This window comes from Orbus hercynius (assembly GCF_003634275.1).
GTDB lineage: Bacteria > Pseudomonadota > Gammaproteobacteria > Enterobacterales > Orbaceae > Orbus > Orbus hercynius.
On sequence record NZ_RBWY01000003.1, the window covers coordinates 41,609 to 64,827 of the forward strand.

General features: G+C 39.4%; 21 protein-coding genes and 2 tRNA genes. 12 read left to right on the forward strand and 11 right to left on the reverse strand.

Annotated features, from left to right (window positions below):
* Position 1: 1 nt before the first annotated feature.
* On the reverse strand, positions 2-922 hold the full coding sequence (glyQ, locus tag DES39_RS07805) for a glycine--tRNA ligase subunit alpha (RefSeq protein WP_121145229.1): 921 nt from the start codon (positions 920-922) through the stop codon (positions 2-4).
* Between the two features lie 144 nt (positions 923-1,066).
* On the opposite strand from glyQ, the gene DES39_RS07810 reads away from it, so the two are divergent.
* Together DES39_RS07810 and DES39_RS07815 are read left to right on the forward strand one after the other, a co-directional pair.
* The gene (locus DES39_RS07810; protein WP_121145230.1) at positions 1,067-1,636 is read left to right on the forward strand and encodes a DNA-3-methyladenine glycosylase I; all 570 of its coding nucleotides are present in this window, start codon (positions 1,067-1,069) and stop codon (positions 1,634-1,636) included.
* A complete protein-coding gene (locus DES39_RS07815) occupies positions 1,636-2,061 on the forward strand; it encodes a Cd(II)/Pb(II)-responsive transcriptional regulator (RefSeq protein ID WP_121145231.1) in 426 nt (141 codons plus the stop codon). Before DES39_RS07810 ends, DES39_RS07815 begins: the two co-directional genes overlap by 1 nt.
* 89 nt (positions 2,062-2,150) lie before the next feature.
* Here DES39_RS07815 and DES39_RS07820 read toward each other — a convergent pair whose 3' ends face one another.
* Complete coding sequence (locus DES39_RS07820; protein ID WP_211324662.1) at positions 2,151-3,494, reverse strand: MFS transporter; 1,344 nt, start codon at positions 3,492-3,494, stop codon at positions 2,151-2,153.
* A gap of 257 nt (positions 3,495-3,751) precedes the next feature.
* Here DES39_RS07820 and mnmE point away from each other — a divergent pair, with 257 nt between their 5' ends.
* From mnmE to DES39_RS07840, 4 genes are all read left to right on the forward strand, one after another.
* The gene (gene mnmE, locus DES39_RS07825) at positions 3,752-5,113 is read left to right on the forward strand and encodes a tRNA uridine-5-carboxymethylaminomethyl(34) synthesis GTPase MnmE (protein WP_121145441.1); all 1,362 of its coding nucleotides are present in this window, start codon (positions 3,752-3,754) and stop codon (positions 5,111-5,113) included.
* Positions 5,114-5,334: 221 nt separating this feature from the next.
* Positions 5,335-5,913 (forward strand): YdcF family protein, encoded by a 579-nt coding sequence (locus tag DES39_RS07830; RefSeq protein WP_121145232.1) that lies wholly within the window; start codon positions 5,335-5,337, stop codon positions 5,911-5,913.
* 195 nt (positions 5,914-6,108) lie between these two features.
* Positions 6,109-7,047, forward strand: coding sequence for an ABC transporter ATP-binding protein (locus DES39_RS07835; protein ID WP_121145233.1), 939 nt, complete (start codon positions 6,109-6,111; stop codon positions 7,045-7,047).
* Positions 7,040-7,810: an ABC transporter permease gene (locus DES39_RS07840; RefSeq protein WP_121145234.1), complete on the forward strand. Its 771-nt coding sequence runs from the start codon at positions 7,040-7,042 to the stop codon at positions 7,808-7,810. Before DES39_RS07835 ends, DES39_RS07840 begins: the two co-directional genes overlap by 8 nt.
* 75 nt (positions 7,811-7,885) lie before the next feature.
* Here DES39_RS07840 and dhaK read toward each other — a convergent pair whose 3' ends face one another.
* The 5 genes from dhaK to mnmC2 form a co-directional block, all read right to left on the reverse strand.
* Positions 7,886-9,643, reverse strand: a complete 1,758-nt coding sequence (dhaK, locus tag DES39_RS07845; RefSeq protein WP_121145235.1) for a dihydroxyacetone kinase subunit DhaK — start codon at positions 9,641-9,643, stop codon at positions 7,886-7,888.
* A 3-nt stretch (positions 9,644-9,646) separates the two neighbouring features.
* Complete coding sequence (locus tag DES39_RS07850; protein WP_121145236.1) at positions 9,647-10,780, reverse strand: glycerol dehydrogenase; 1,134 nt, start codon at positions 10,778-10,780, stop codon at positions 9,647-9,649.
* A 252-nt stretch (positions 10,781-11,032) separates the two neighbouring features.
* Positions 11,033-11,617, reverse strand: a complete 585-nt coding sequence (gene pth / locus DES39_RS07855) for an aminoacyl-tRNA hydrolase (RefSeq protein ID WP_121145237.1) — start codon at positions 11,615-11,617, stop codon at positions 11,033-11,035.
* 54 nt (positions 11,618-11,671) lie between these two features.
* Positions 11,672-12,619, reverse strand: coding sequence for a ribose-phosphate pyrophosphokinase (locus DES39_RS07860; protein ID WP_121145238.1), 948 nt, complete (start codon positions 12,617-12,619; stop codon positions 11,672-11,674).
* Between the two features lie 176 nt (positions 12,620-12,795).
* Positions 12,796-13,521, reverse strand: coding sequence for a tRNA (5-methylaminomethyl-2-thiouridine)(34)-methyltransferase MnmC2 (gene mnmC2 / locus DES39_RS07865; RefSeq protein WP_121145239.1), 726 nt, complete (start codon positions 13,519-13,521; stop codon positions 12,796-12,798).
* A 62-nt stretch (positions 13,522-13,583) separates the two neighbouring features.
* Between mnmC2 and DES39_RS07870 the strand changes: the two genes are divergently transcribed.
* The 6 genes from DES39_RS07870 to copM all read left to right on the forward strand — a co-directional run bounded on the left by DES39_RS07870 (position 13,584) and on the right by copM (position 18,720).
* On the forward strand, positions 13,584-14,315 hold the full coding sequence (locus tag DES39_RS07870) for a 1-acylglycerol-3-phosphate O-acyltransferase (RefSeq protein ID WP_121145240.1): 732 nt from the start codon (positions 13,584-13,586) through the stop codon (positions 14,313-14,315).
* Positions 14,315-15,088 (forward strand): methyltransferase domain-containing protein, encoded by a 774-nt coding sequence (locus tag DES39_RS07875; RefSeq protein ID WP_121145241.1) that lies wholly within the window; start codon positions 14,315-14,317, stop codon positions 15,086-15,088. The genes DES39_RS07870 and DES39_RS07875 overlap by 1 nt, the downstream gene beginning before the upstream one ends.
* A gap of 185 nt (positions 15,089-15,273) precedes the next feature.
* Positions 15,274-16,200, forward strand: coding sequence for an ADP-glyceromanno-heptose 6-epimerase (rfaD, locus tag DES39_RS07880; protein ID WP_121145242.1), 927 nt, complete (start codon positions 15,274-15,276; stop codon positions 16,198-16,200).
* A gap of 35 nt (positions 16,201-16,235) precedes the next feature.
* Positions 16,236-17,291, forward strand: coding sequence for an ADP-heptose--LPS heptosyltransferase RfaF (rfaF, locus tag DES39_RS07885; RefSeq protein ID WP_121145243.1), 1,056 nt, complete (start codon positions 16,236-16,238; stop codon positions 17,289-17,291).
* A gap of 5 nt (positions 17,292-17,296) precedes the next feature.
* Positions 17,297-18,265, forward strand: coding sequence for a lipopolysaccharide heptosyltransferase RfaC (gene rfaC / locus DES39_RS07890; protein WP_121145244.1), 969 nt, complete (start codon positions 17,297-17,299; stop codon positions 18,263-18,265).
* 95 nt (positions 18,266-18,360) lie between these two features.
* On the forward strand, positions 18,361-18,720 hold the full coding sequence (gene copM / locus DES39_RS07895) for a CopM family metallochaperone (protein WP_121145245.1): 360 nt from the start codon (positions 18,361-18,363) through the stop codon (positions 18,718-18,720).
* 229 nt (positions 18,721-18,949) lie between these two features.
* On the opposite strand, the gene aspT is transcribed toward copM, so the two are convergent.
* From aspT to DES39_RS07915, 4 genes are all read right to left on the reverse strand, one after another.
* Positions 18,950-20,641: an aspartate-alanine antiporter gene (aspT, locus tag DES39_RS07900; RefSeq protein WP_121145246.1), complete on the reverse strand. Its 1,692-nt coding sequence runs from the start codon at positions 20,639-20,641 to the stop codon at positions 18,950-18,952.
* A gap of 201 nt (positions 20,642-20,842) precedes the next feature.
* Positions 20,843-22,243: a glutamate decarboxylase gene (gene gad, locus DES39_RS07905; RefSeq protein WP_121145247.1), complete on the reverse strand. Its 1,401-nt coding sequence runs from the start codon at positions 22,241-22,243 to the stop codon at positions 20,843-20,845.
* Positions 22,244-22,912: 669 nt separating this feature from the next.
* Positions 22,913-22,987, reverse strand: a tRNA-Gln gene (locus DES39_RS07910).
* Positions 22,988-23,138: 151 nt separating this feature from the next.
* Positions 23,139-23,213: transfer RNA gene (locus DES39_RS07915), tRNA-Gln, on the reverse strand.
* Positions 23,214-23,219: the final 6 nt, after the last annotated feature.

Below are 23,219 nucleotides of genomic sequence, written 5' to 3' on the forward strand. Positions count from 1 at the left end.
CTTACTTTGATGCGGTTTGTTTGTTGCACATTGGGAATCCTAACGCTTCACGTGAAGCGTAGTAAGCTTCTGCCACCATTTTAGTTAGCGTGCGGATTCTTAATATGTAACGTTGACGTTCTGTGACCGAGATCGCTTTACGTGCATCAAGTAAGTTAAAGCAATGCGCTGCTTTTAGAATACGTTCATAAGCTGGTAAAGGTAATGGTTTTTCAAGTTCGAGCAGGTAGCGTGCTTCTTTTTCATGTTCATCAAAGCAGTAAAATAAGAAGTCAGTATTGGCATATTCAAAATTATAAGTCGATTGTTCAACTTCATTTTGATGAAACACATCACCGTAGGTTGTTTTACCAAATATGCCATCACTCCAAACAAGATCATAGACGCTATCAACGCCTTGGATATACATAGCCAGACGCTCAAGTCCATAAGTGATTTCACCTGTAACAGGTTTACACTCCAGTCCACCGACTTGTTGAAAGTAAGTAAACTGTGTGACTTCCATACCATTTAACCAGACTTCCCAGCCCAAGCCCCATGCTCCTAAAGTTGGGTTTTCCCAGTTATCTTCAACAAAACGAATATCATTGACGGTTGGATCAAGTCCTAGCTCTTGTAATGAGCCCAAATAGAGCTCTTGGATATTATCTGGTGAAGGTTTTAAGATAACTTGAAATTGATAGTAATGTTGTAACCTGTTAGGGTTTTCACCATAGCGGCCATCGGTTGGACGGCGAGATGGTTGAACATAAGCTGCATTAATCGGCTCTGGCCCTAGAGCTCGAAGGCAGGTCATTGGGTGTGAAGTTCCTGCTCCAACTTCCATATCGAGAGGCTGAATAACGGTACATCCTTGATTGGCCCAATAGTCTTGAAGCGTTAGAATCAAGCCCTGAAAGGTTTTTACATTAAACTTTTTCATGATGTTATCTTTTATTGAGTGATATAAAATTAATAAAATAATCTGTTATTTTATACTGTTTATTAATCATTGGGGAAGTGCTAATCTTAGCAGATTGCAATTAAAATTGAAAAAACAACGCAACAATGATGAGGAAATGGTTTGATGACAAAAAATATTAAGCGTTGTGCTTGGGTTTCAAACGATCTTCTGTATATTGATTATCATGATAATGAGTGGGGCAAACCACAACATAATAGTTTAAAACTATTCGAAAAAATATGTTTAGAAGGTCAACAAGCCGGCTTATCTTGGATTACGATATTAAAAAAGCGTGAGGAATATCGCCGCTGTTTTTTTGATTTTGATCCTAATAAGATTGTAGCGATGAACGATAGCGATATTGAAGCATTAATGCAAAATAGCGGATTGATTCGTAACCGTTTAAAACTCAATGCGATTGTGAAAAACGCGGCGGCTTATCTGGCAATGCAAGCACAAGGCGACGATTTTGCGTCGTTCATTTGGTCTTTTGTGGCAGGACAAACCGTTGTTAATCACTATTCCAAGTTAAGTGATGTACCGGTGATGACTGCGATATCAGATAGTCTGTCTAAAGCATTAAAAAAGCGAGGGTTTACCTTTGTCGGTTCCACCATTTGTTATGCGTTTATGCAATCCATGGGCTTAGTTAATGATCACCTTGTGGGGTGTTATTGTCGGAGAAGTGATTAATGAAAATCGGTGAATTAGCAAAAGCCGCGGGATGCACTGCTGAAACCATTCGCTTTTACGAAAAAATAGGCCTGTTTGCGCAAGCGCAAAGAACAGCAAGTAATTATCGTCTATATGGCAAAACCCATTTGGAGAGGCTGATTTTTATTCGTAATTGCCGGGCACTTGAGATGAGCCATGACGAAATTCGCACCTTAATTACTATTATGGATCACCCTGCGAAGCAAACTCAGCATCACAATGCCCATGTGTTATTAAATAGCCATTTGCATCACATTGATGAGCGTATTGCCGAATTGACAGCATTACGTATGCAATTACTTAAGCTGCAACAAGATTGTCATCCTTGCCATGATTCATGTGGCATATTACAAGGGCTTGCTGAGATGGAAGTTGATGTTAAAGCCGGTAAAAGCCATCTTTAGCTGACGATATGAGTTTGACGTTAATTAGATCGAAAAGTTGTACGTGCACCTATTGATTTAGATGCACGTTTGACCGGTATCTATTTAGATTACGCTTTAGCTTGCCAGCCCGATTTAGCCAGTGGCCAAAATCCAGTGAACGCAGCAAGAATCGCAACAAACGCAATGTAAATGCCCGCTCCCATATAATAGTATTCACCCAGAATATGATCCGGATTTAGTAAATACAGCGTTAGTGTTGGCGTTATTGCACTAAATAAGGCATAGGCTAAATTGTACGAAAAAGATAAACCAGAGTAACGAATTGATGGTGGAAAAGCTCTGGTACCAACAATTGGCGTGGTGGCAATAGCGCCGGTAAATAGGCCAAATAGCCCATAATGGCAGTACAATGATGATAAGCTCATCTCTGGACTTAACGAGGCATAAAATAATAAGCTGGTGATGGCCAGTCCGCCCCATGCGATGATCATATTTTTAGTGGTACCGATTTTATCTTCTAACCAACCAAATAAAATACAACCAATCGTTAACGTTAATGCTACAACGCAGCCCGCTACCCGACAATCAATTGGCTGGATATGATACATGCCGCCAAGGATTTTGCCCGGCGTGATTAATACGCCAACCATAATAGTGGTTGATAGTGACCAAGTGACTAACGCAACGAGTAAACATGACATTTTGTGGTTTTTTAAAACTGAAACAACCGGAATATTTTTTTCCAATGCCTTACGGGCAGCGAGTTCTTTAAAAATCGGTGTTTCTGATAAAAAACGGCGTAGATAAACGGCTATTATCCCGAATATACCCCCAATAATAAATGGAATACGCCAGGCATAATCAAGGACTTCGCTTTTATTAAAAAACATATCAATTATGATAGTGACTAAGAAACCTAATAAGATACCACCGGTAATGCCTGAGGTGAGGGTGCCAACGCCAAAACCATAACGTTGCTTTGGTGTATGCTCGGCAATAAAGACCCATGCACCAGGCATTTCACCACCGATTGCCGCACCTTGTAGCATGCGCATCAAGAGTAATAAAATAGGCGCAAGCATCCCAATCGCGTCATAGGTTGGTAAAATACCAATGATGAACGTTGGTAATGCCATTAACGCAACGCTAAGCGTAAACATCTTTTTACGACCGACCTTGTCACCAAAGTGAGCCATAATAATGCCGCCAACGGGTCTAATCAGATAGCCTGCGGCAAAAATTCCCCAAGCAAAAAGCTCTTTTGTAAATTCACTTAAACTTGCCGGAAAAAAGAGAGGAGCGACGATTAAATCAACATATAACGCGTAGATAACGAAGTCATAAAATTCAAGTGTGCCACCTAATGAAGAAAGTCCTAGCGTTTTAAAATCTTTCCTATTCAATGGACGTGCAGTTGAGGCCCATTGTGCGGCCATATCAGATTTACTCATGAAAATACCTTATTTATTTTTGTCTTATTTAGCGGCCTTACCTCTGTGATAACGATATCGTTTCGTTTATCGCCTATTGCGACAGAAAATGTTCAGCAAAAAAGACGTAAAATGAGAGTAAGACCGACGATTATGGCATAAAAATATTGCTTTCCACATAGATAAAATAAAATTCTAATATCATAAAATTTAATATAACTGATTTTTATAGCCATGATATGATTAAGCATGATTTATAAATGCATCGAATTGATAATATGGTTTTAGACACAATCGTTGCGCAGGCAACGCCACCTGGACGTGGTGGTGTTGGCATCTTGCGCGTTTCAGGTAATCAGGCAACGGCGGTTGCCAAAGCATTACTCGGTAAAGTGCCAAAAGCACGTTACGCTGAGTATTTGCCTTTTTTAAATGAAGATGGCGCTATTTTGGATCAAGGCATCGCGTTATTTTTCCCTAACCCTCACTCCTTTACCGGGGAAGACGTGCTTGAACTACAAGGACATGGCGGTCCGATCATTTTGGATTTGCTGCTAAAACGCATTTTAATGGTTCCGCATGTGCGCATAGCCCGTCCTGGGGAGTTTTCTGAGCGTGCATTCTTAAATGATAAATTGGACTTAGCACAAGCTGAAGCGATTGCTGATTTAATTGATGCCAGCTCTGAACAAGCAGCAAAATCAGCCATGTCATCTTTGCAAGGTGTCTTTTCTAACAAAGTGAATCACTTAGTTAGCTTGCTGATTAATTTGCGAATTTTTGTTGAAGCCGCGATTGATTTTCCGGAAGAGGAGATCGACTTTTTATCCGACGGTAAGATTGAAGCGCAGCTTAATGATGTGATCTTGCAACTTGATGATGTCCGTAAAGAAGCCAAACAAGGTTCCTTGCTACGTGAAGGGATGAAAGTGGTTATTGCCGGCCGCCCGAATGCGGGTAAATCGAGTTTGCTCAATGCGCTAGCTGGGCGTGATGCGGCGATTGTCACCGATATTGCCGGTACTACTCGCGATGTATTACGTGAACATATTCATATTGATGGCATGCCACTACATATTATTGATACGGCTGGACTGCGTGAGGCAACTGATGAAGTTGAGCGCATCGGTATTGCCAGAGCCTGGACGGAGATCGAACAAGCTGATCGCGTGCTATTTATGGTTGATGGCACAACCACTGATGAGGTTAATCCGCAAAAACTGTGGACTGAATTTATGCAGCGTTTACCGAGTCATGTGCCGGTGACGGTCGTACGCAATAAAGCTGATTTAACCGCTGAGCCATTAGGTTACAGTGAAGTAAATGACTATGCCCTGATCCGTTTATCGGCCAGAACTGGTAATGGCGTTGACGTGCTGCGTGAACATTTGAAAGAAACGATGGGTTTTTCTAGTGTGGGTGAAGGTGGTTTTTTAGCTCGCCGTCGCCATTTGCAAGCGCTTGAAAATGCTGCACTGCATTTAGCACAAGGCCGTGAGCAATTGGTTGTGTTTCATGCCGGTGAACTCTTAGCTGAAGAACTCCGTTTAGCGCAAGATGCACTAGGTGAAATTACCGGTACGTTTACTTCTGATGACTTACTTGGTAAAATTTTTGGCTCATTTTGTATTGGTAAGTAACAGCTTATTATGACCTTTTTAGTCATTTAATAATCCTGAATGACTAAGGTATAGACTGGCTCACGTTGGGCGAAATGAAAAGGTTACTATCGTTATCTGGTGAGCAGTCGAACTGATGAGGGGGATTTCTCGTTAAGTTTATTTTTAATTCTATTAACATAAAATTTATGTCAAGTTTAACTTCATAATAAGGAAATAATAGGGAATTTAATATTAATAAAATGCGCACAATCATTCGTTACAGCCTTATTATTATCGTACTGTATTTTGTACTAGTAAATATTACTATCTATTATTATGCGTCAACATTAAAACCTGCTCCCAAGGCTGACACGATGATTGTGCTAGGCGCGCAAATTATCGATAATTCAACAAAGCCGGGTAAATTATTACAAGAAAGATTGGATATAGCTATCGATTATCTTAAGCGAAATCCTGAGACGAAAGTGGTTGTTTGCGGTGGATTAATTAATGGGAAAACGGCAACGGAGGCCAGCGTGATGCAAGCTTATCTGATGCAACAAGGGATTGATAGCGCCAGAATTTATCAAGAAAATCAATCTACCCGCACGGCTCATCAATTTATTTATCCAAAAAGAATGATGGATCTTGGCTCTGTTGTTGTGGCCACTAGTGATTTTCACATGCTGCGCTCAATGATGTTAGCAAAGCGCTCAGGCCTTGATAAAATAACTGCTTTACCTTCAGCAACGTCTTACAGCAATGCAGAGAAGTATACGGCTTTATGGCGAGAACCTTTGGCTTTGGCTAACTCATGGTTATTTGATTATCCCCGTTAAATCGACACTAAATTATACTGGCTAAGGTGAGCGAACATGGCAATACTTAGTAAGTATTATTATAAATATTCAGTAGTGTTAGTTTACGAGTTTATTTTTAATCGAACTGAGATTAATCGATATAATTGGTTGAAATTACAAAATATATGCTTATATTAATATGGCAATATATTATTTTAGTTTAAGGTGTTTTTCATGTCATCAGCTCCAGCACTCGAGTTAATAGGGCTCAAAAAAACCTATAAAAATGGTGTGCAAGCGCTAAAAGGCATCGATTTATCGGTTCAATCAGGCGATTTTTATGCGCTACTTGGCCCAAACGGTGCAGGTAAATCAACGACAATTGGCATTATTAGTTCACTTGTGACCAAAACCTCTGGTCAAGTTAAAATTTTTGGCTATGATTTAGCTACCGATGTGGTGAATGCCAAGCGTCAATTAGGACTTGTACCCCAAGAATTTAATTTCAATCCGTTTGAGACGGTGCTCCAGATTGTCGCCAATCAAGGTGGCTATTATGGTTTACCACGTAAATTATCAATGGAGCGTGCGGAAAAATATTTGCGTATTCTCGATTTATGGGAAAAGCGCAATAGCCGAGCGAGAATGTTATCTGGTGGGATGAAACGCCGGTTGATGATTGCCAGAGCGTTGGTACATGAACCTAGATTATTAATTTTAGATGAACCAACAGCCGGTGTTGATATTGAATTACGCCGTTCGATGTGGGATTTTTTACGGCACATTAATCAACAAGGTATTACTATTATCTTAACGACGCACTATCTGGAAGAAGCTGAAATGTTATGCCGTAATATTGGCATCATTCAGCATGGCGAACTGATTGCTAATACTTCGATGAAAAACTTATTGTCTAACTCGAAAACGGAAACCTTAGTGTTTGATTATTTGCCAATTGAAAAACAGCCTAATTTGGCAGGTTGTCAATATCAGATTATTGAGCCAGGTTCATTAGAGATTGTGCTCGATAAATCTCAAGGTCTTAATGCGTTATTTCAATGTTTTGAGCAACAAGGCATGCAAATTATTAGTATGCACAATAAAACCAATCGCTTGGAAGAGCTCTTTATTGATTTAGTGCACGGTGATGTTAAAGGGAAAGGCGATGAATAGTTTATATTGGATTGCACTCAAAAGTATTTGGCGTAAAGAAGTCACCCGTTTTATGCGAATTTGGGTACAAACGTTGATTCCACCAGTGGTCACCATGTCGCTCTATTTTATTATTTTTGGTAATTTAATTGGCTCACGAGTCGGTGACATGGGCGGATTTAGTTATATGCAGTTTATTGTGCCGGGATTAATTATGATGTCGGTGATTACTAACTCTTATACCAATGTCTGCTCTTCCTTCTTTAGTGCTAAGTTTCAACATAACATTGAGGAACTATTAGTGGCCCCGGTGCCAACCCACATTATTATTTGGGGTTATGTTGGCGGCGGCGTGGCACGCGGTGTGCTAACTGGCGCATTAGTCACGGTGATTTCGATGTTATTTGTGAGCTATAATGTGCATTCATGGTTAATGATTATTTGTACGCTACTATTAACATCAATCTTATTCTCGTTAGCGGGCTTGTTAAATGCCGTTTATGCAAAATCATTCGATGATATTAGTATTATTCCTACCTTTGTGTTAACACCGCTCACCTACTTAGGTGGGGTATTTTATTCACTGACGCTATTGCCAGCATTTTGGCAATGGGTATCTAAACTGAATCCGATTGTGTATATGATTAATGGCTTTCGCTATGGGTTTTTGGGTATTTCAGATGTATCACTATTTTTCACGTTTTCTATGCTAGTGCTATTTGTGGTAGTCATGTATGTGATTGCCTGGAAAATCATTGAAAGCGGTAAAGGACTCAGAAGTTAATATTCAGTCAGTCGATAGAATCTTCCATCAACTACGCTTTCCACCCTGTCAGGTGGAAAGCGCGTTATCACTCGATTATGAAAACGACATTTTAGCGGTTAACTCGGTAAAAATTATACCTAAGGCGTGTGCTCCGGCATCAGGGTAACCAATGCTGCGATCACCAACCGTTCCTGCTCTACCCATTCGGGCGGCAATTAATTTGGTTTTTTCGGCACCATCAACCGCGGCTTGTGCACCTTGCTCAAAAGCCTGCTGCATATTGTTTGATGATTTGGCGCACTCGCTCCAACTGTCGGCGCAGGGCACTAAGGCATCAATTAAGGTTTTATCGCCAACCACGGCGCCACGACCGAACGATCGTTCACCGACAGTTTGAATACCATTAACCGCAGCTTGTAACAGATTGGCAAAATCATGCACGGTTAATGATTGTTTATTATGGCAACTTTTGCCTGCTGATTTAAAGGCAAAGCCCCAAATAGGTCCCGATGCACCGCCACAATGTTCCATGATGGTCATTGAACAATGATCAAGGAAACTGCCAATATCGTTTGATTGCGCAATAATATCATTCCAATCGTGTTTCAGTTGTTTAAATCCTTTTGCCACACTCATACCAAAGTCGCCATCACCAGCATGGGAGTCAAGATCACAAAATGGTTGTTCATTGGCAATAATAATTTCACCCATTTGATGAATCAGGTATTTTAAATTAGCAAACGAGATGACATTATTAACGATGTGATTGTTGCCAATATCGATCAAGGCTTTGGCATGATTATCCGCAACGGTCAGGGCGGGTAAGGTTGTTGGATCAAATTGATACTCACTATCACTTTGCTCAATATGTAGCGCTGACGTATGGCATGGTGTATGTAAATAGTGTTTTAACTCTTCGTCTAATTTTAAAATCGAAATTGACGCTCCAGCCATATCAATACTGGTCATATAATTTCCAACCAGAATCTTATCAATAGTGATTGCCATTGCTGCAAGCTCTTGCACAACATAGTAATTTAACACGTATAATTCGAGCAATGGTGTTGCGCCAAAGCCATTAATGAGTAGCGCAATTTGATCGTGTTTGTTGAGTTTTAAATCTGCCGCTAAGGCGCTGACCATTCTTTTTGCTAATGCTTGGGCTGAAATGATTTTTTCGCGTTTAATGCCGGGTTCACCGTGAATACCAACGCCATACTCGATTTCATCATCAGCAAGAGTAAACGTTGGTGTGCCTTTAGCAGGTACGGTGCACGAATTAAAAGCAAAACCAAGGCTTCTAACATTATTGGCTGCTTTGGTGGCGATAGTTTTGACTTCTGCTAGTGGCAAACCTTTTTCCGCGGCAGCACCCGTAATTTTATGAACTAACACCGTACCGGCAACCCCCCTGCGTCCAACCGTATAAAGGCTGTCTTGCACGGCGATATCATCATCGACTTTGACATAATCGACACTCACACCATCCATCGATGCTAAAAATGCCGCATTTTGGAAATTCATCATATCGCCACTGTAATTTTTGATGATAAGTAGCGTACCTTTATCACTTTTTGTCGCTTTGATTGCCTGATATATTTGGATTTGTGAGGGAGAGGCAAAAATATCACCACACACCGCCGCATCTAGCATGCCTTGCCCAATAAAACCAGCATGTGCCGGTTCATGACCACTACCACCACCACTAATGAGTGTGACTTTATTCCTATCAATATGACGTTTTTTGATGACTTTGTATTTGGTCATTAATTCGAGCTTAGGGTTGGCGGCAACAATACCTTGGCACATTTCTAATACTAATATTTCCGGCTGGTTCATTATTTTTTTCATTAATTAACTCCAAAACTGTTTATACTGATTTGCCATTTTATCGGCTGTAATGATGGCCGCTTTGACAGCATCCACGGTAATAGGGAATGGCATCGCATGAATCGATTCCTCTTGGAGACATGCTTTTTGTGCAACCGCCGTTAACTGGGAATCGGTGATATTTTCAACGCCAATATCCGCAAGACATACTGGTAAACCCACAGAGAGACAAAAGTCCATAACTTGTTCGATCTCATCTGTCGGCGCATTTTCTAACACTAATTGGGCTAAGGTGCCAAACGCGACTTTCTCACCGTGGAAATAGTGATGGGTTTCATCTAAAATCGTTAATCCATCATGAATCGCGTGGGCGCCGGCAAGCCCACCACTTTCAAAGCCAAGTCCAGATAACAGTATATTCGCCTCGATTATATTTTCAAGCGCCGTTGTTACCACGTTATTATCACTGGCAATTTTCGCTTTTTCACCATCTTTTAGCAGTGTTTCATAGCACAAGGTTGCTAAAGCATAGGCTGCTAAGGTTGGTTTTGCTCCGCTACAACTACCATCTAGTGCACCACAAGGTAAGCCGGCATTAACATTGGCATAAGAACGTTGATTTGCACGTGCTTCAAAATAGGTTGATAGTGCATCCCCCATACCTGACACTAAGAAGCGAGTAGGTGCTTTAGCAATAATGGTTGTATCAACGAGGACAACATTGGGATTTTGTTGAAAATACGCATAATCGTCAAATGCACCATCTGGAGTGTATAATACCGCTGAGTGACTAGTTGGGGCATCTGTGGCTGCAATGGTTGGTACGATGATTAAATTATGACCTTGTGCAACACATTTTGCCGTATCGATGGCTTTACCGCCGCCGAGTGCAACAATACAGTCACATTGATTTTGCTGCGCAACATGCTGTAAGCGTGCCACCTCTTGGCGAGAACATTCGCCAGCAAAATCACTTTCAATAAACGTAATCGCAAATGTTTTACAGGTACTATCAAGTTGATGTTTGACTCTGGCAATATCATCTTTATGAGCAATCAACAGGGCCGAACGACCAAAACTGTTAATAAAGTAGCCTAGGTTTAATAACTCATTTTCACCTTGTACATATTTTGTCGGGCAGATAAATGCTTTTCGCATGATAGCTCTCATTTCCAGTTAGTTATTATGATTGTTTAATGAGTATAGGAGTGCTTGATCATTAATACAATGACTAATACGCAATATTGAAACTTAATGATTATTTATTCTAAATAACTCATTATATTGTAAAAAGGAGTATATACTTGGTGAGCCTGACGATGAGGGGGATTACTGAGTCACATTATGATTAAGTGAGATTTTGCTAATCAGAGTTTGGTGATATGCCGCTTAATTATCGTAACTAGCGGCTTAAGCTTTAAAACTGTGCAAGCGATTCATGGCCGCTTCAGGGCTTTGTTTGATCAACAGCTCACTACAGATAACAGCTTCATCAATCGCATTATCGATTAAAGTTTGCTCGGTTTGCGAGGGTTTATTTAAGACAAATCCGACCACTTTGCTTTTATCTCCGGGATGGCCAATGCCAATGCGTAAACGATAAAAATTAGGATTATTGCCCAGCTTATTCATAATATCTTTAAGTCCGTTATGCCCGCCATGTCCACCAGCTAATTTTAGTTTTGCACAGCCGGGGTTGAGATCTAACTCATCATGAGCAACTAAAATCTCTTCAGTCTGGATATTGTAAAATGTGGCCATTGCTTGCACGGCTTTGCCACTTAAGTTCATAAAGGTGGTTGGGACTAGCAAACGAATATCTTGACCATCGACATTAATTCGAGCGGTATAACCAAAAAATTTAGGCTCATTTTTCAGGGGTTGATGGTAGCGGTTGGCGAGTTTTTCGATATACCAAGCGCCCGCATTATGGCGAGTTGCTGAATATTCACTGCCTGGATTGGCAAGCCCAACGATAAGTTTAATTGTTGTCATAATCGCATAAAATAAGACCAATAAAGAATTTATTGGTCTTTTAAAGGTGAAAACTTAATAGTGAAACATTGCTGAAATTGACTCTTCATTACTGATTCGTCGAATCGCTTCAGCAAGCATGCCAGATAGTGTTAACTGACGTACATTCTTAAGTGCTTTGACTTCAGGTGAGAGTGGAACGGTATCACAAACCACTACTTCATCAATCTTAGAGTTTTTGATATTTTCAACCGCTTTACCGGAAAAAATCGGATGAGTTGCATAAGCAAATACGCGTTTTGCTCCGCGTGCTTTTAGCGCATCGGCAGCTTTACATAAGGTCCCTGCTGTATCAATCATATCGTCGACTAAAATACAATCGCGATTTGCAACATCTCCAATAATATTCATCACTTCCGCTTCATTAGCGCGTTGGCGGCGTTTATCAATAATTGCCATATCGGTATCATTGAGTAATTTAGCTATGGCTCTAGCTCGTACAACACCACCAATATCTGGAGAAACGACGATTGGATGATCAAAATTTCTTTGCAACATATCTTCTAAAATAATTGGGCTACCAAAAACATTATCAACAGGTACGTCAAAAAAACCTTGAATCTGTTCAGCGTGGAGATCAACGGTCAAAATTCTATCTACACCAACGGTTGACAAAAAGTCAGCAACAACTTTTGCCGTAATCGGTACGCGAGCTGATCGTACTCGGCGATCTTGTCTTGCGTAACCAAAGTAAGGAATAACAGCGGTGATACGACCAGCGGATGCACGACGCATAGCATCAATCATCACAAGCAATTCCATTAGATTATCATTTGTTGGGGCACAAGTTGATTGAATAATAAAAACGTCTTCACCGCGAACATTTTCATTAATTTGAACATTTACTTCTCCATCACTAAAACGACCAACCACAATATCGCCAAGCGATGTATAAAGACGATTTGCTATGTGTTTTGCCAGTTCAGGGGTTGCGTTACCGGCAAAAAGCTTCATATCAGGCACGAGTAAACCTCAAGCATGTATAATGATTACTTATTCGTAATCGGTTAAATCGGGTCTGCAATTATATAATTAATTGTGTCTAATCCTCAACTACATTGTGGAAATTTATTATAACTATTTTGTTTTTATCACAAAGTTTGCAAATATAAGTCTATTGTATAGCGATATTAACACTATTAACACTCGACTGATTGAGGTTTTTTGTATCCTATTAGCATTTCACGCTTTTTTCCGTACCCTTTATGTTTATAAACTTCAAATCCTGCCGACAATAAATTTCGTCTGGCATAACTTGCGGCGGTAAATGTTGCAAAAGTGCCTGATTTCGCAGTTTGAGCATAAAGTGAGTGGAATAAAGGCGCTGACCACATTTCAGGATTTTTAGTGGGTGAGAAACCGTCAAAGAACCATGCATCAATCAACGTATTTGATTGCTTTAAATGTGCTGAAAATAACATAATGTCAGCAAAGTAGACATTCAAGGTGACCTGTTCATTTTGATAATGTGCACACGGCCAGTTGTTTTGTAATATTTGCGCTAAATTAGCCAGATTAACTTCTTGAATAATCGCACGATGAATCGTTGTGAGCTCAGTTAATGATAATGGGTATTTTTCAATACTAAAAAATTGTAAATGTTTTAAAACATGATTAGGGTGTTGCTGTTTAAATTGTAAAAAATAGTGCCATGCAATTAAGAAATTAAGTCCGGAACCGAATCCTGTTTCACCGATAGTAAAGGTTGATTTTGTGTGGGCAATAAAGCGCTCGGAGAGGTGATTGCCATCGATAAATACGTAGGTGGTTTCAGCAATGGCATCATCAGTGTTAAAGTAAACATCATCAAAATGGATTGAGATAGGTGTTACACTATTATTCCAAACAACATTATTTGTATTCATTTAACTGTTTCTCAAATTAAGATAGTTGCTATAATACATCATAATAATTTGAGAGGTAAATTATGGTTTGTCTTATTAGAGTCATTTTGGGCATTATTATAGGCATTTTGATTTGTGTATTTGGCATAATTTTTTGCTTATTTAGCCCACGTAATCCTAAAAATGTGGCGAAATTTGCTCATATTTTTGGTCGGTTAATGGCGCCCTTATTCGGTATAAAAGTTATTACGCGTAAATATAGTGGGATTGATCAGATTAAAAGTAGTGTATTTATTGCTAATCATCAAAATAATTATGATCTCTTGGTTGCCGGGCAGATAGTGCAGTCAGGTACAGTTACCGTTGGTAAAAAAAGCTTAGTATGGGTGCCGTTTTTTGGTCCACTTTATTGGTTAACGGGTAATATTTTGCTTGATCGTGATAATAAATCAAAAGCACGAGATACATTGGCGTTTGTTGTCAACGAGATTAAACAAAAATCCCTGTCGGTTTGGATGTTCCCTGAAGGTACCCGTAGCCGTGGGCGAGGTTTATTACCCTTTAAAACTGGCGCATTTCGTACCGCGATTGCTGCAAATGTACCGATTGTGCCAATTTGTGTATCAAATACCAATAATATTAAGTTAAACCGTTGGAATAATGGTTATATGATTGTCGAAATGCTTGAGCCTATCGATACCTCGGGTATGAAAAAAGAAGATATAAAAGATCTGATGGATCGCTGTTATTTATTTATATCTAACAAAACTAAACAGTTAGATGATGAAGTTGCCCAACTCAATAGTAAAGAATAATGAATAGTATTGCTACTGATCGTAATTTTGATGATATTACTAACAAATTTGCACAAAATATTTATGGAACAACTAAGGGACGTATCCGTGAGATTATGGTTTGGCGGGAAATTGAGTCGCTCTTAAATTCGTTCCGCGTTGGTAAACGCTTGACGATACTTGATGCCGGTGGTGGGCAGGGGCAACTTGCTCATAAATTAGCCAAACTTGGCCATAATGTGACCATTTGTGATATTTCGCCACAAATGCTTGATATGGCAAAAACTAATGCAGAGGCAGAGAATCTTAGCCTAGATTATTTAAACTGTTCGATTCAAGCATTAGCGACCGATTTTGCAGGTCAGTTTGATCTGGTTATTTGTCATGCTGTTTTAGAATGGGTGAGTGAACCACAGCTAATTTTAGCCTCGCTAAAAACATTGCTTAAACCTGATGGCCGATTATCGTTAATGTTTTACAACTACCATGCTTTATTATTTAAAACGGTGACATTAGGAAATTTTGGTTATGCGCAAGCTGGCTTAAATAAGCGTAAAAAGAAAACATTATCACCAGATTATCCAAGAAATCCAGATGATGTCTATCAATGGCTTGCTGAACTTAACTTTCATATTGTAAATAAAACGGGTATTCGGGTATTTCATGACTATCTGGTTGATAAAAGTAAGCAGCAAACACATTTTGATGGACTACTTCAATTAGAGCAGCGATTTTGTCATCAAGAACCTTATATTAGTTTGGCAAGGTATATTCATGTCATCGCTACGTTATGATATTAATAAGTAGTGCAAGTCAGGATAAGAAGTTTTTAATCATAAGCGAGAAACGTATTATAGGTGCTTATGCTATTTTTTATGAGTTTAAAAAGGTGTTATTATCCAAACTAATGACGCTGAATTGTTTTATCAATCGGCATGATAGATAATAATCGAATGATAAATTTATTAAGGTGAACAATATGATAGTTGTAACGGGTGGAGCTGGGTTTATCGGTAGTAATATCGTTAAAGGATTGAACGCGATAGGTCGCAAAGATATTTTAGTCGTTGATGATTTAAGCGATGGCACAAAATTTACCAATCTGGTTGATCTTGATATTGCTGATTATATGGATAAAGATGAATTTATTGCAGCGATTGTCTCTGGCGAAGATTTAGGTATTGAGGTGATTTTCCATCAAGGTGCATGCTCTTCGACAACCGAGTGGGATGGTAAGTTTATGATGGAAAATAACTACAGCTATTCTAAGGATGTTTTACATTATTGTTTGGATTTTGCTATTCCGTTTATCTATGCTTCATCGGCAGCTACTTATGGTGGCCGGACAGATAACTTCATAGAAGATCGGCAGTTTGAGAAACCACTTAATGTATATGGTTACTCTAAGTTTTTATTTGACCAATATGTGCGTGAAATCTTACCTAACGCTCAATCTCCTGTGTGTGGTTTTCGCTATTTTAATGTCTATGGACCTGGGGAACAACATAAAGGCAGCATGGCTAGTGTTGCATTTCATCTTAATAGTCAAATTAGCCAAGGTGAAAAACCAAAACTGTTTGCCGGTAGTGACACGTTTAAACGTGACTTTATTTATGTTGATGACGTGGTTGCGGTCAATTTGTGGTTTTGGCAAAACAATCAGTCAGGAATTTATAATTGTGGTACTGGCCGGGCAGAGTCGTTCCAGGCTGTTGCTGATGCCGTTTTAAATTATCATCAAACAGGGGAAATTGAATATATTCCATTCCCGGATCATTTAAAAGGCCGTTATCAGACCTTTACTCAAGCCGATTTGACAAAGTTTAGAAAAACGCGATGCCCTATTGTTTTTAAAACGGTTGCCGAAGGCACGGCAGACTATATGAAGCATCTAAATGCTAACTAATCGTTTTTAATTATTTTTTATCACTGAGAGTATTTATGAAAACGTTAATTATCGGTCCATCATGGGTGGGTGACATGATGATGTCACACAGTTTATATCGTACACTTAAAGCGAACAATCCCCAGATCGAAATTGATGTTATGGCACCTACATGGTGCCGAGCGCTGCTGAGTAAAATGCCGGAAGTGAATCGATCGATTTCAATGCCAATTGGTCATGGTCAGTTAGCGTTAAAAGAGCGCTATCAATTAGGTAAACAGTTGCAAAAGCAGCATTATGATCAAGCAATTGTACTGCCTAACTCATTAAAGTCAGCTTTAATTCCTTTTTTTGCTGGCATAACAACACGTACTGGCTGGAAAGGCGAACTGCGTTATGGTTTACTTAATGATCTTCGTCCGCTTGATAAGCTAGCATTTCCGTTGATGGTTGAGCGCTATATTGCATTAGCTTATCCAAAAGGGGATATTCACTCTGCCGCTGATTTACCTAAACCTCTTCTCTCTCCAAAATTGGTGGTGAGTCCGGATGATGTGCTGCAAAGCCGCAGTGAATTTGCTTTACCGAGCGAGGTGAGTTTAATTGGCTTTTGCCCAGGAGCCGAGTTCGGCCCGGCTAAGCGATGGCCTGATTATCACTATGCGGCGCTGGCTGATAAGCTTGTGCAGCAAAATGCCCATATTGTTATTTTTGGCTCAGATAAAGATCGGGCGGTGGGTGAGTCAATCATGCAAAAGATGGCCCATCCTGAAAAATGTATTAATTTAGCAGGCTTAACAGTATTAGAGCAAGCGGTCAATTTAATCTCTTGCTGTGATGCAATTGTGACGAATGATTCAGGATTAATGCATGTTGCGGCGGCATTAGGGCGACCATTAGTTGCTCTGTACGGTCCAAGTAGCCCTGATTTTACGCCACCATTATCTGATAAGGCTGATGTTATTCGCCTCATTACTGGCTACCATAAAGTCCGTAAAGGTGATAGCCAAGAGGGTTACCATCAAAGTTTAATCGACATCGAGCCCCAGCTAGTATTTGACAGATTAATGACATTACTTGCACGATTTCAAACCGATACGACCAAGGAATAAGCGTGATGACTAAGCGCGTTCTAATTGTTAAAACCTCATCAATGGGTGATGTTCTACATACGTTACCGGCGTTAACTGATGCATGCCAAATGATCGATGATATTGAATTTGATTGGGTGGTTGAAGAAAATTTTGCTCAGATTCCTAGCTGGCATTTTGCGGTTAATCGTGTGATTCCAGTGGCGATTCGGCGCTGGCGTAAAAGTTGGTTTAGCCACTCGGTTCGTGCTGAACGCAAGCAATTTATTGCCGCACTAAGATTACAGCAGTACGACTGCATTATTGATGCGCAGGGGTTGATCAAAAGTGCTTTGTTAATTACTCGCAAAGCGCGAGGTGCTAAGCATGGACTCGATAAAAATAGCGCTCGTGAGCCGATTGCGAGTTGGTTTTATGATCAAAAGCACTTTGTTGCCAAAAATCAACACGCGGTTGAGCGTGTTAGACAGCTATTTGCACAGAGTTTAGGCTATACCTTACCGAATAAAATTGGCGATTATGCGATTGCTAAGCATTTTTTAGCGGCACTACCGCATGATAATCAACAATATTTGGTATTTTTACATGCAACCACTCGCGATGATAAGCACTGGACTGAAGATGAGTGGCGCCGTTTAATTACCTTAATTGAACCGACTGGCTATAAAGTGAAATTGCCTTGGGGCGCGGCACATGAATATGAACGTTCATTGCGTTTAGCTGAGGGATTTTCGCATGTTGAAGTCTTGCCAAAGCTAACTTTAGCTGAGGTCGCGACGATTCTAGCAGGTGCCAAAGCGGTGGTATCGGTTGATACTGGCTTAAGTCATTTAACGGCTGCATTAGATCGACCCAATATCACGCTATATGGCCCAACAGATCCTAAATTAATTGGTGGTTATGGCTGCAATCAACACCGTTTGATTTCACCACAAAAAAGTATGCCAAGTATTTTAGCTAAAGATGTCTATCAACAATTAATGCAGCTAATTTAAGTCATTGCGCTTAAATTGACCCAATGCTCTGCGAATAAGTTTAGGCGTTTGGATTTAACATTGTGTTAAAGTGAACAATAATAGAGGATATTTCAATGAAAAAACTACTAGTAACGATTCTGACAACAACACTATTCATGTCGGCTAATGGCGCATTTGCGAATATGGATGATCATGCCAATCACGGTAATACCAACCCAATGACGCAAGAGTATATGAAAGCGATGGACGATATGCATAAGCCAATGATGGATGGCGTCATGTCATCGGATCCGGATGTGGCATTTGTTGCCGGCATGATCCCGCATCACCAAGGTGCGATCGATATGGCTAACATTGAATTAAAATACGGCAAAGATCCTGAGATCAAAGCTCTTGCTGAGCAAGTAATCAAAGCGCAAGAACAAGAAATCGCGTTTATGAAAAAATGGCTTGAGCAGCATCAAACGAAATAATGCCTAATGAGATAGCGAGCTTATGCTGTCGCTATAATTAAAACGTATCAAAGCCTAATAATTGTGATGTTATTAGGCTTTTTTATTTTGTACGAGATGAATTTATTTTGCTATTTTTATGAAAAGAGGTGAGATGATTAAAAGCGTTGCAGTTGACTAAAAAAACAGTGACAGCCTAAGCTGCCACTGCGTTATAACAACTGTTAACTCATTATTTTAGTTATGCGCTTTACCGCAGTAACATGATAATGACCATACCCCATAAGGTGAGAAGGGTATTACTAACGGCATAAGGAACGGTATAACCTAGCATTGGTACATTACTTTTTGCAACATCGGCAACCATCGCAACTGATGCGGTACTGGTTCTTGCACCACCACAGCAACCTAAGTTGATAGCTGGGTCAAATTTGAAAATGTATTTACCAATTAGTGGGGCTAGGATCATCGGAGCTGCAGTTGCAAACATTCCCCAGAAGAACAATTCAAAGCCAACTTGTTTAACACCACTAATAAAGCCAGGACCGGCGGTAATGCCGACGACGGCAATAAAGATATTTAAACCGACTGAGTTCATAAACCATAAGGTTGCGCTTGGTACATTACCGAGTTTTGGATTAAAGCTACGTAACCAACCAAACACTAAACCTGCAATTAATGCACCACCCGCAGTTGATAAGGTAATTGGTACGCCAGCAATTGGTACAACAATCGCACCAATAAATCCACCTAATACAATACCGCTACCAACAAATACCATATTGGTGATGCTCGTTGGTTGATCGGCAAAGCCAAACTCGGCAATAATTGAGTCAACATGCTTTTTACTACCAACAACTGTCACAATATCACCGCGATGAAGTTTAGTTTGCGCTTGAACAGGAATATCGACACTTAATGAGCCACGACGAATACGTTTTAAATAAACACCACGCGCAACGGGTAGTTTAGATAGTTCAAGTAGTGTTTTGTTGTCAGCATGTTTGCTAGTGATTAGCACATCGACTGATTCAACTGGAATTTTTAATAATTCGGCATCATTAATTTCTTCAAGATGATGGCTGAGTTCAACTAAGTCATCATAGCGTCCTGATACCGCTAAGATATCACCTTGTTGTAAAACGCTATTATCATCAAAGTCGATAGTTTTATTATTTCGGCGAATCGCTTCTATAAATACACGATTACTTGTCATGTTTTCGACATCAGCGATTTTTTTGCTGATAATAGGTGTGCCATTTGCTAATTTGAATGCACGGATTACATATTGATTCCAAGCCGATTGAATACCGCCTTCTGGCTCACCGTGTGACATCTCTTTTTCATAGCGCTGACACTCTTTGACCAAATCGATTCCTAATAGTTTTGGCCCCAAGAATGCGATGATCCACCCAGTACCAATGGTACCAAATAGGTATGAAATTGCATAAGCGACAGGAATTTGATCTAATTGATTTTTGATTTCATCAGGGCTTAAATTTAAATGATTAATACTGTCTGTTGCCAGTCCAATTGACGCAGAAATTGTTTGTGTTCCTGCTAATAATCCGGCTGCTAGGCCCGGTCCATAGCCGGCAAGTACGGCAGCTAAATAAACCGATCCTAAACATAAACAAGATATTACAACAGCAAATATTGCTTGCGGCAATCCATCGCTCGCTAAACCTTTAACAAACTGAGGTCCAACACCAAAACCAACAGAAAATAAGAACATGATAAAGAAAACAGATTTGACTTGGCTGGAAATATCAATGCCAATTTGCCCAATGATAACCCCAACTAGTAACGTTCCCGTCACTGCGCCTAAGCTAAAGCTTTTTAATTTGAGACCGCCTACCCAATATCCTAATGCTACAGTTAAAAAAATAGCGAGTTCGGGATAGGTCTTTAAGGTTGTTTCAATCCAATGCCATAAAACCATAAATCCTCCAAGGTTTTTGCATAAACAAACATATAATGATAATTGTCAACTTAATATAATTTGTAAGTTACCTTGCGCAACAAACCGTTGCCAAATATATTCATTTTAAAGTCTGATCTACCAGAATATGGATTTTTGTTGTGTAAACATTTAAAAAAAGGGTCATACCGCTATATGACCCTCTGTATTGATACTTACAAATTAGTTATGATTAAATGATGTTGCATCTGATTTATCTAATGGTTTGGCAACAGGATATTTATCAAAATATTCTAAACAACGTTTAATATCTTCGATTAATAAAGAGGCTAAGTCCATACTCACACCATGGCGTACCAAAATTCGTTGTACGACTAAATCTTCGCGGTTTGCAGGCATTGAGTAAGCAGGTACCTGCCAGCCGCGATTACGTAAACGATCTGAGAAATCATACAAAGTGAAATTATGTTTTTGATTACGTTTTAGTGCCCAACTAATTGCTGGAATCCCTTTTTGTGGGTTACCATCAAAAATAATTTCAAATGGACCTAATTCTGCGATACTTTTTGCTAAGTATTGCGCTGTTTCATAACACGCTGTATGGATTTTACGATAACCTTCATGACCTAAACGAAGTAAGTTATAGTATTGCGCTACAATTTGTCCGCCAGGGCGAGAAAAGTTAAGTGCAAACGTTTCCATGTTGCCACCTAAGTAGTTAACATTAAAAATTAACTCTTCTGGTAAGTCACATGCTTCACGCCATACAACCCAGCCCACACCTAAAGGGGATAGACCAAATTTGTGTCCAGAAGTATTGATTGATTTTACACGCGGTAAACGGAAGTCCCATTCAATTTCAGGAGCACAGAATGGTGCCAAGAATCCGCCACTTGCGCCATCAACGTGCATTGGAATATCAAGACCTGTTTCTTTTTGTAGACGATCTAGTGCATCACTGATTTCTTTAACGGGTTCATAGTTACAAGTAAATGTTACGCCAAATGTTGGTACAACACCGATAGTGTTTTCATCAACATGTTTCAATACTTGCTCTGCCGTTAATGTTAAACGGTCACCTTCTAATGGAATTTCACGTAATTCAACGTCAAAATAGCGTGCAAATTTTTCCCAACAAACTTGTACAGAACCGACAACTAAATTTGGTTTATCTGTTGATTTACCTGCTGCTTGACGACGTTTACGCCAGCTCCATTTTAATGCTAAACCACCTAACATTGCAGCTTCAGACGAGCCTGTTGTTGAACAACCACGTGTATTTTCTGCATCAGGAGAATTCCATAATTGAGCAATCATATGCACACAGCGATTCTCAATTTCAGCTGTTTGTGGATATTCATCTTTATCGATCATATTTTTATTAATGCTTTCCATCATTAATATACGTACTTCGGGATCTTCCCATGTTTGGCAGAATGTTGCTAAATTTTGACGTGCATTACCATCTAACATCAGTTCATCATGTACAGCTTGAAAAACAAATTTAGGGTTATTTTGATTTTGAGGTATTTTTGATTTAGGTAAAATTTGCCCAAGTTCATATGAACCATAAACATCGTCTAATGAGCTCATTCTTGATTGGTTTTCTGTGTTTGATTTCATAATGATATATCCTTTTAATACATAATTTATAAGTTCGTACGTAATTTCTTTTCAAAATATTCGACTCAATTGCACGAATATTTTACTTGTTCAGTCATACGGTTTTCCTATTTTTTCGATTACATTCCCGATTAGTTGAATATTCTCGAATGAAGCTATTATTGGATATAAATAGAATTGATTTGGTACTTTATGTGCTCAAATTTTTGTTAATATGTGCTTTCAGTGTGCTTTTAATGTGTTTTTTTGTCTAAAAACATCCATAAAAACAATAAGTTATATTGAAAGAGTGTTTTTTCGATGAAATAGAGTGAAAAAATAGTAATAAAATCTGTGTAATCGATATAAAAAAATAGTTGATAATATTACAAAGGCTTATGCTAACAGCAATCAGGAATATTCATTTATAGTGTGCGCCAATAAACTCTATATTTGGAAGTGTTTTCATACTATTTGTCGGATTTAATCATAATACTAAAAGTGTCTGAGTTTGTGCTATCAGCGAGTTGTATTGAGTAATCAAGCTAGGATTGGTTTGAGGGTATATGACTTTTTTTGATGAGTGAGAACGTTGATACCATATGTAATATAAAAAATAATTTTACTCATTTAATAAAATGTGTGATGAATATCAAAGTTGGGATATTAAAAACGGGTATAAAAAAAACATGGCTGGGGTACAAGGATTCGAACCTTGGAATGGCGGAATCAGAATCCGCTGCCTTACCGCTTGGCTATACCCCAACTGTCGCTGGTGCGGGTAGTGGTATTTGAACTCGCACGACTATAAGGAACTAGATTGTGAATCTAGTGTATCTGCCAATTCCGCTATTACCTATTTATGGGTAATATGACACCAATTTTGGGTATTATCAATGAGCAGAACTGTAAAATATGGCTGGGGTACCAGGATTCGAACCTGGGGATGGCAGGATCAAAACCTGCTGCCTTACCGCTTGGCTATACCCCAAAAGGG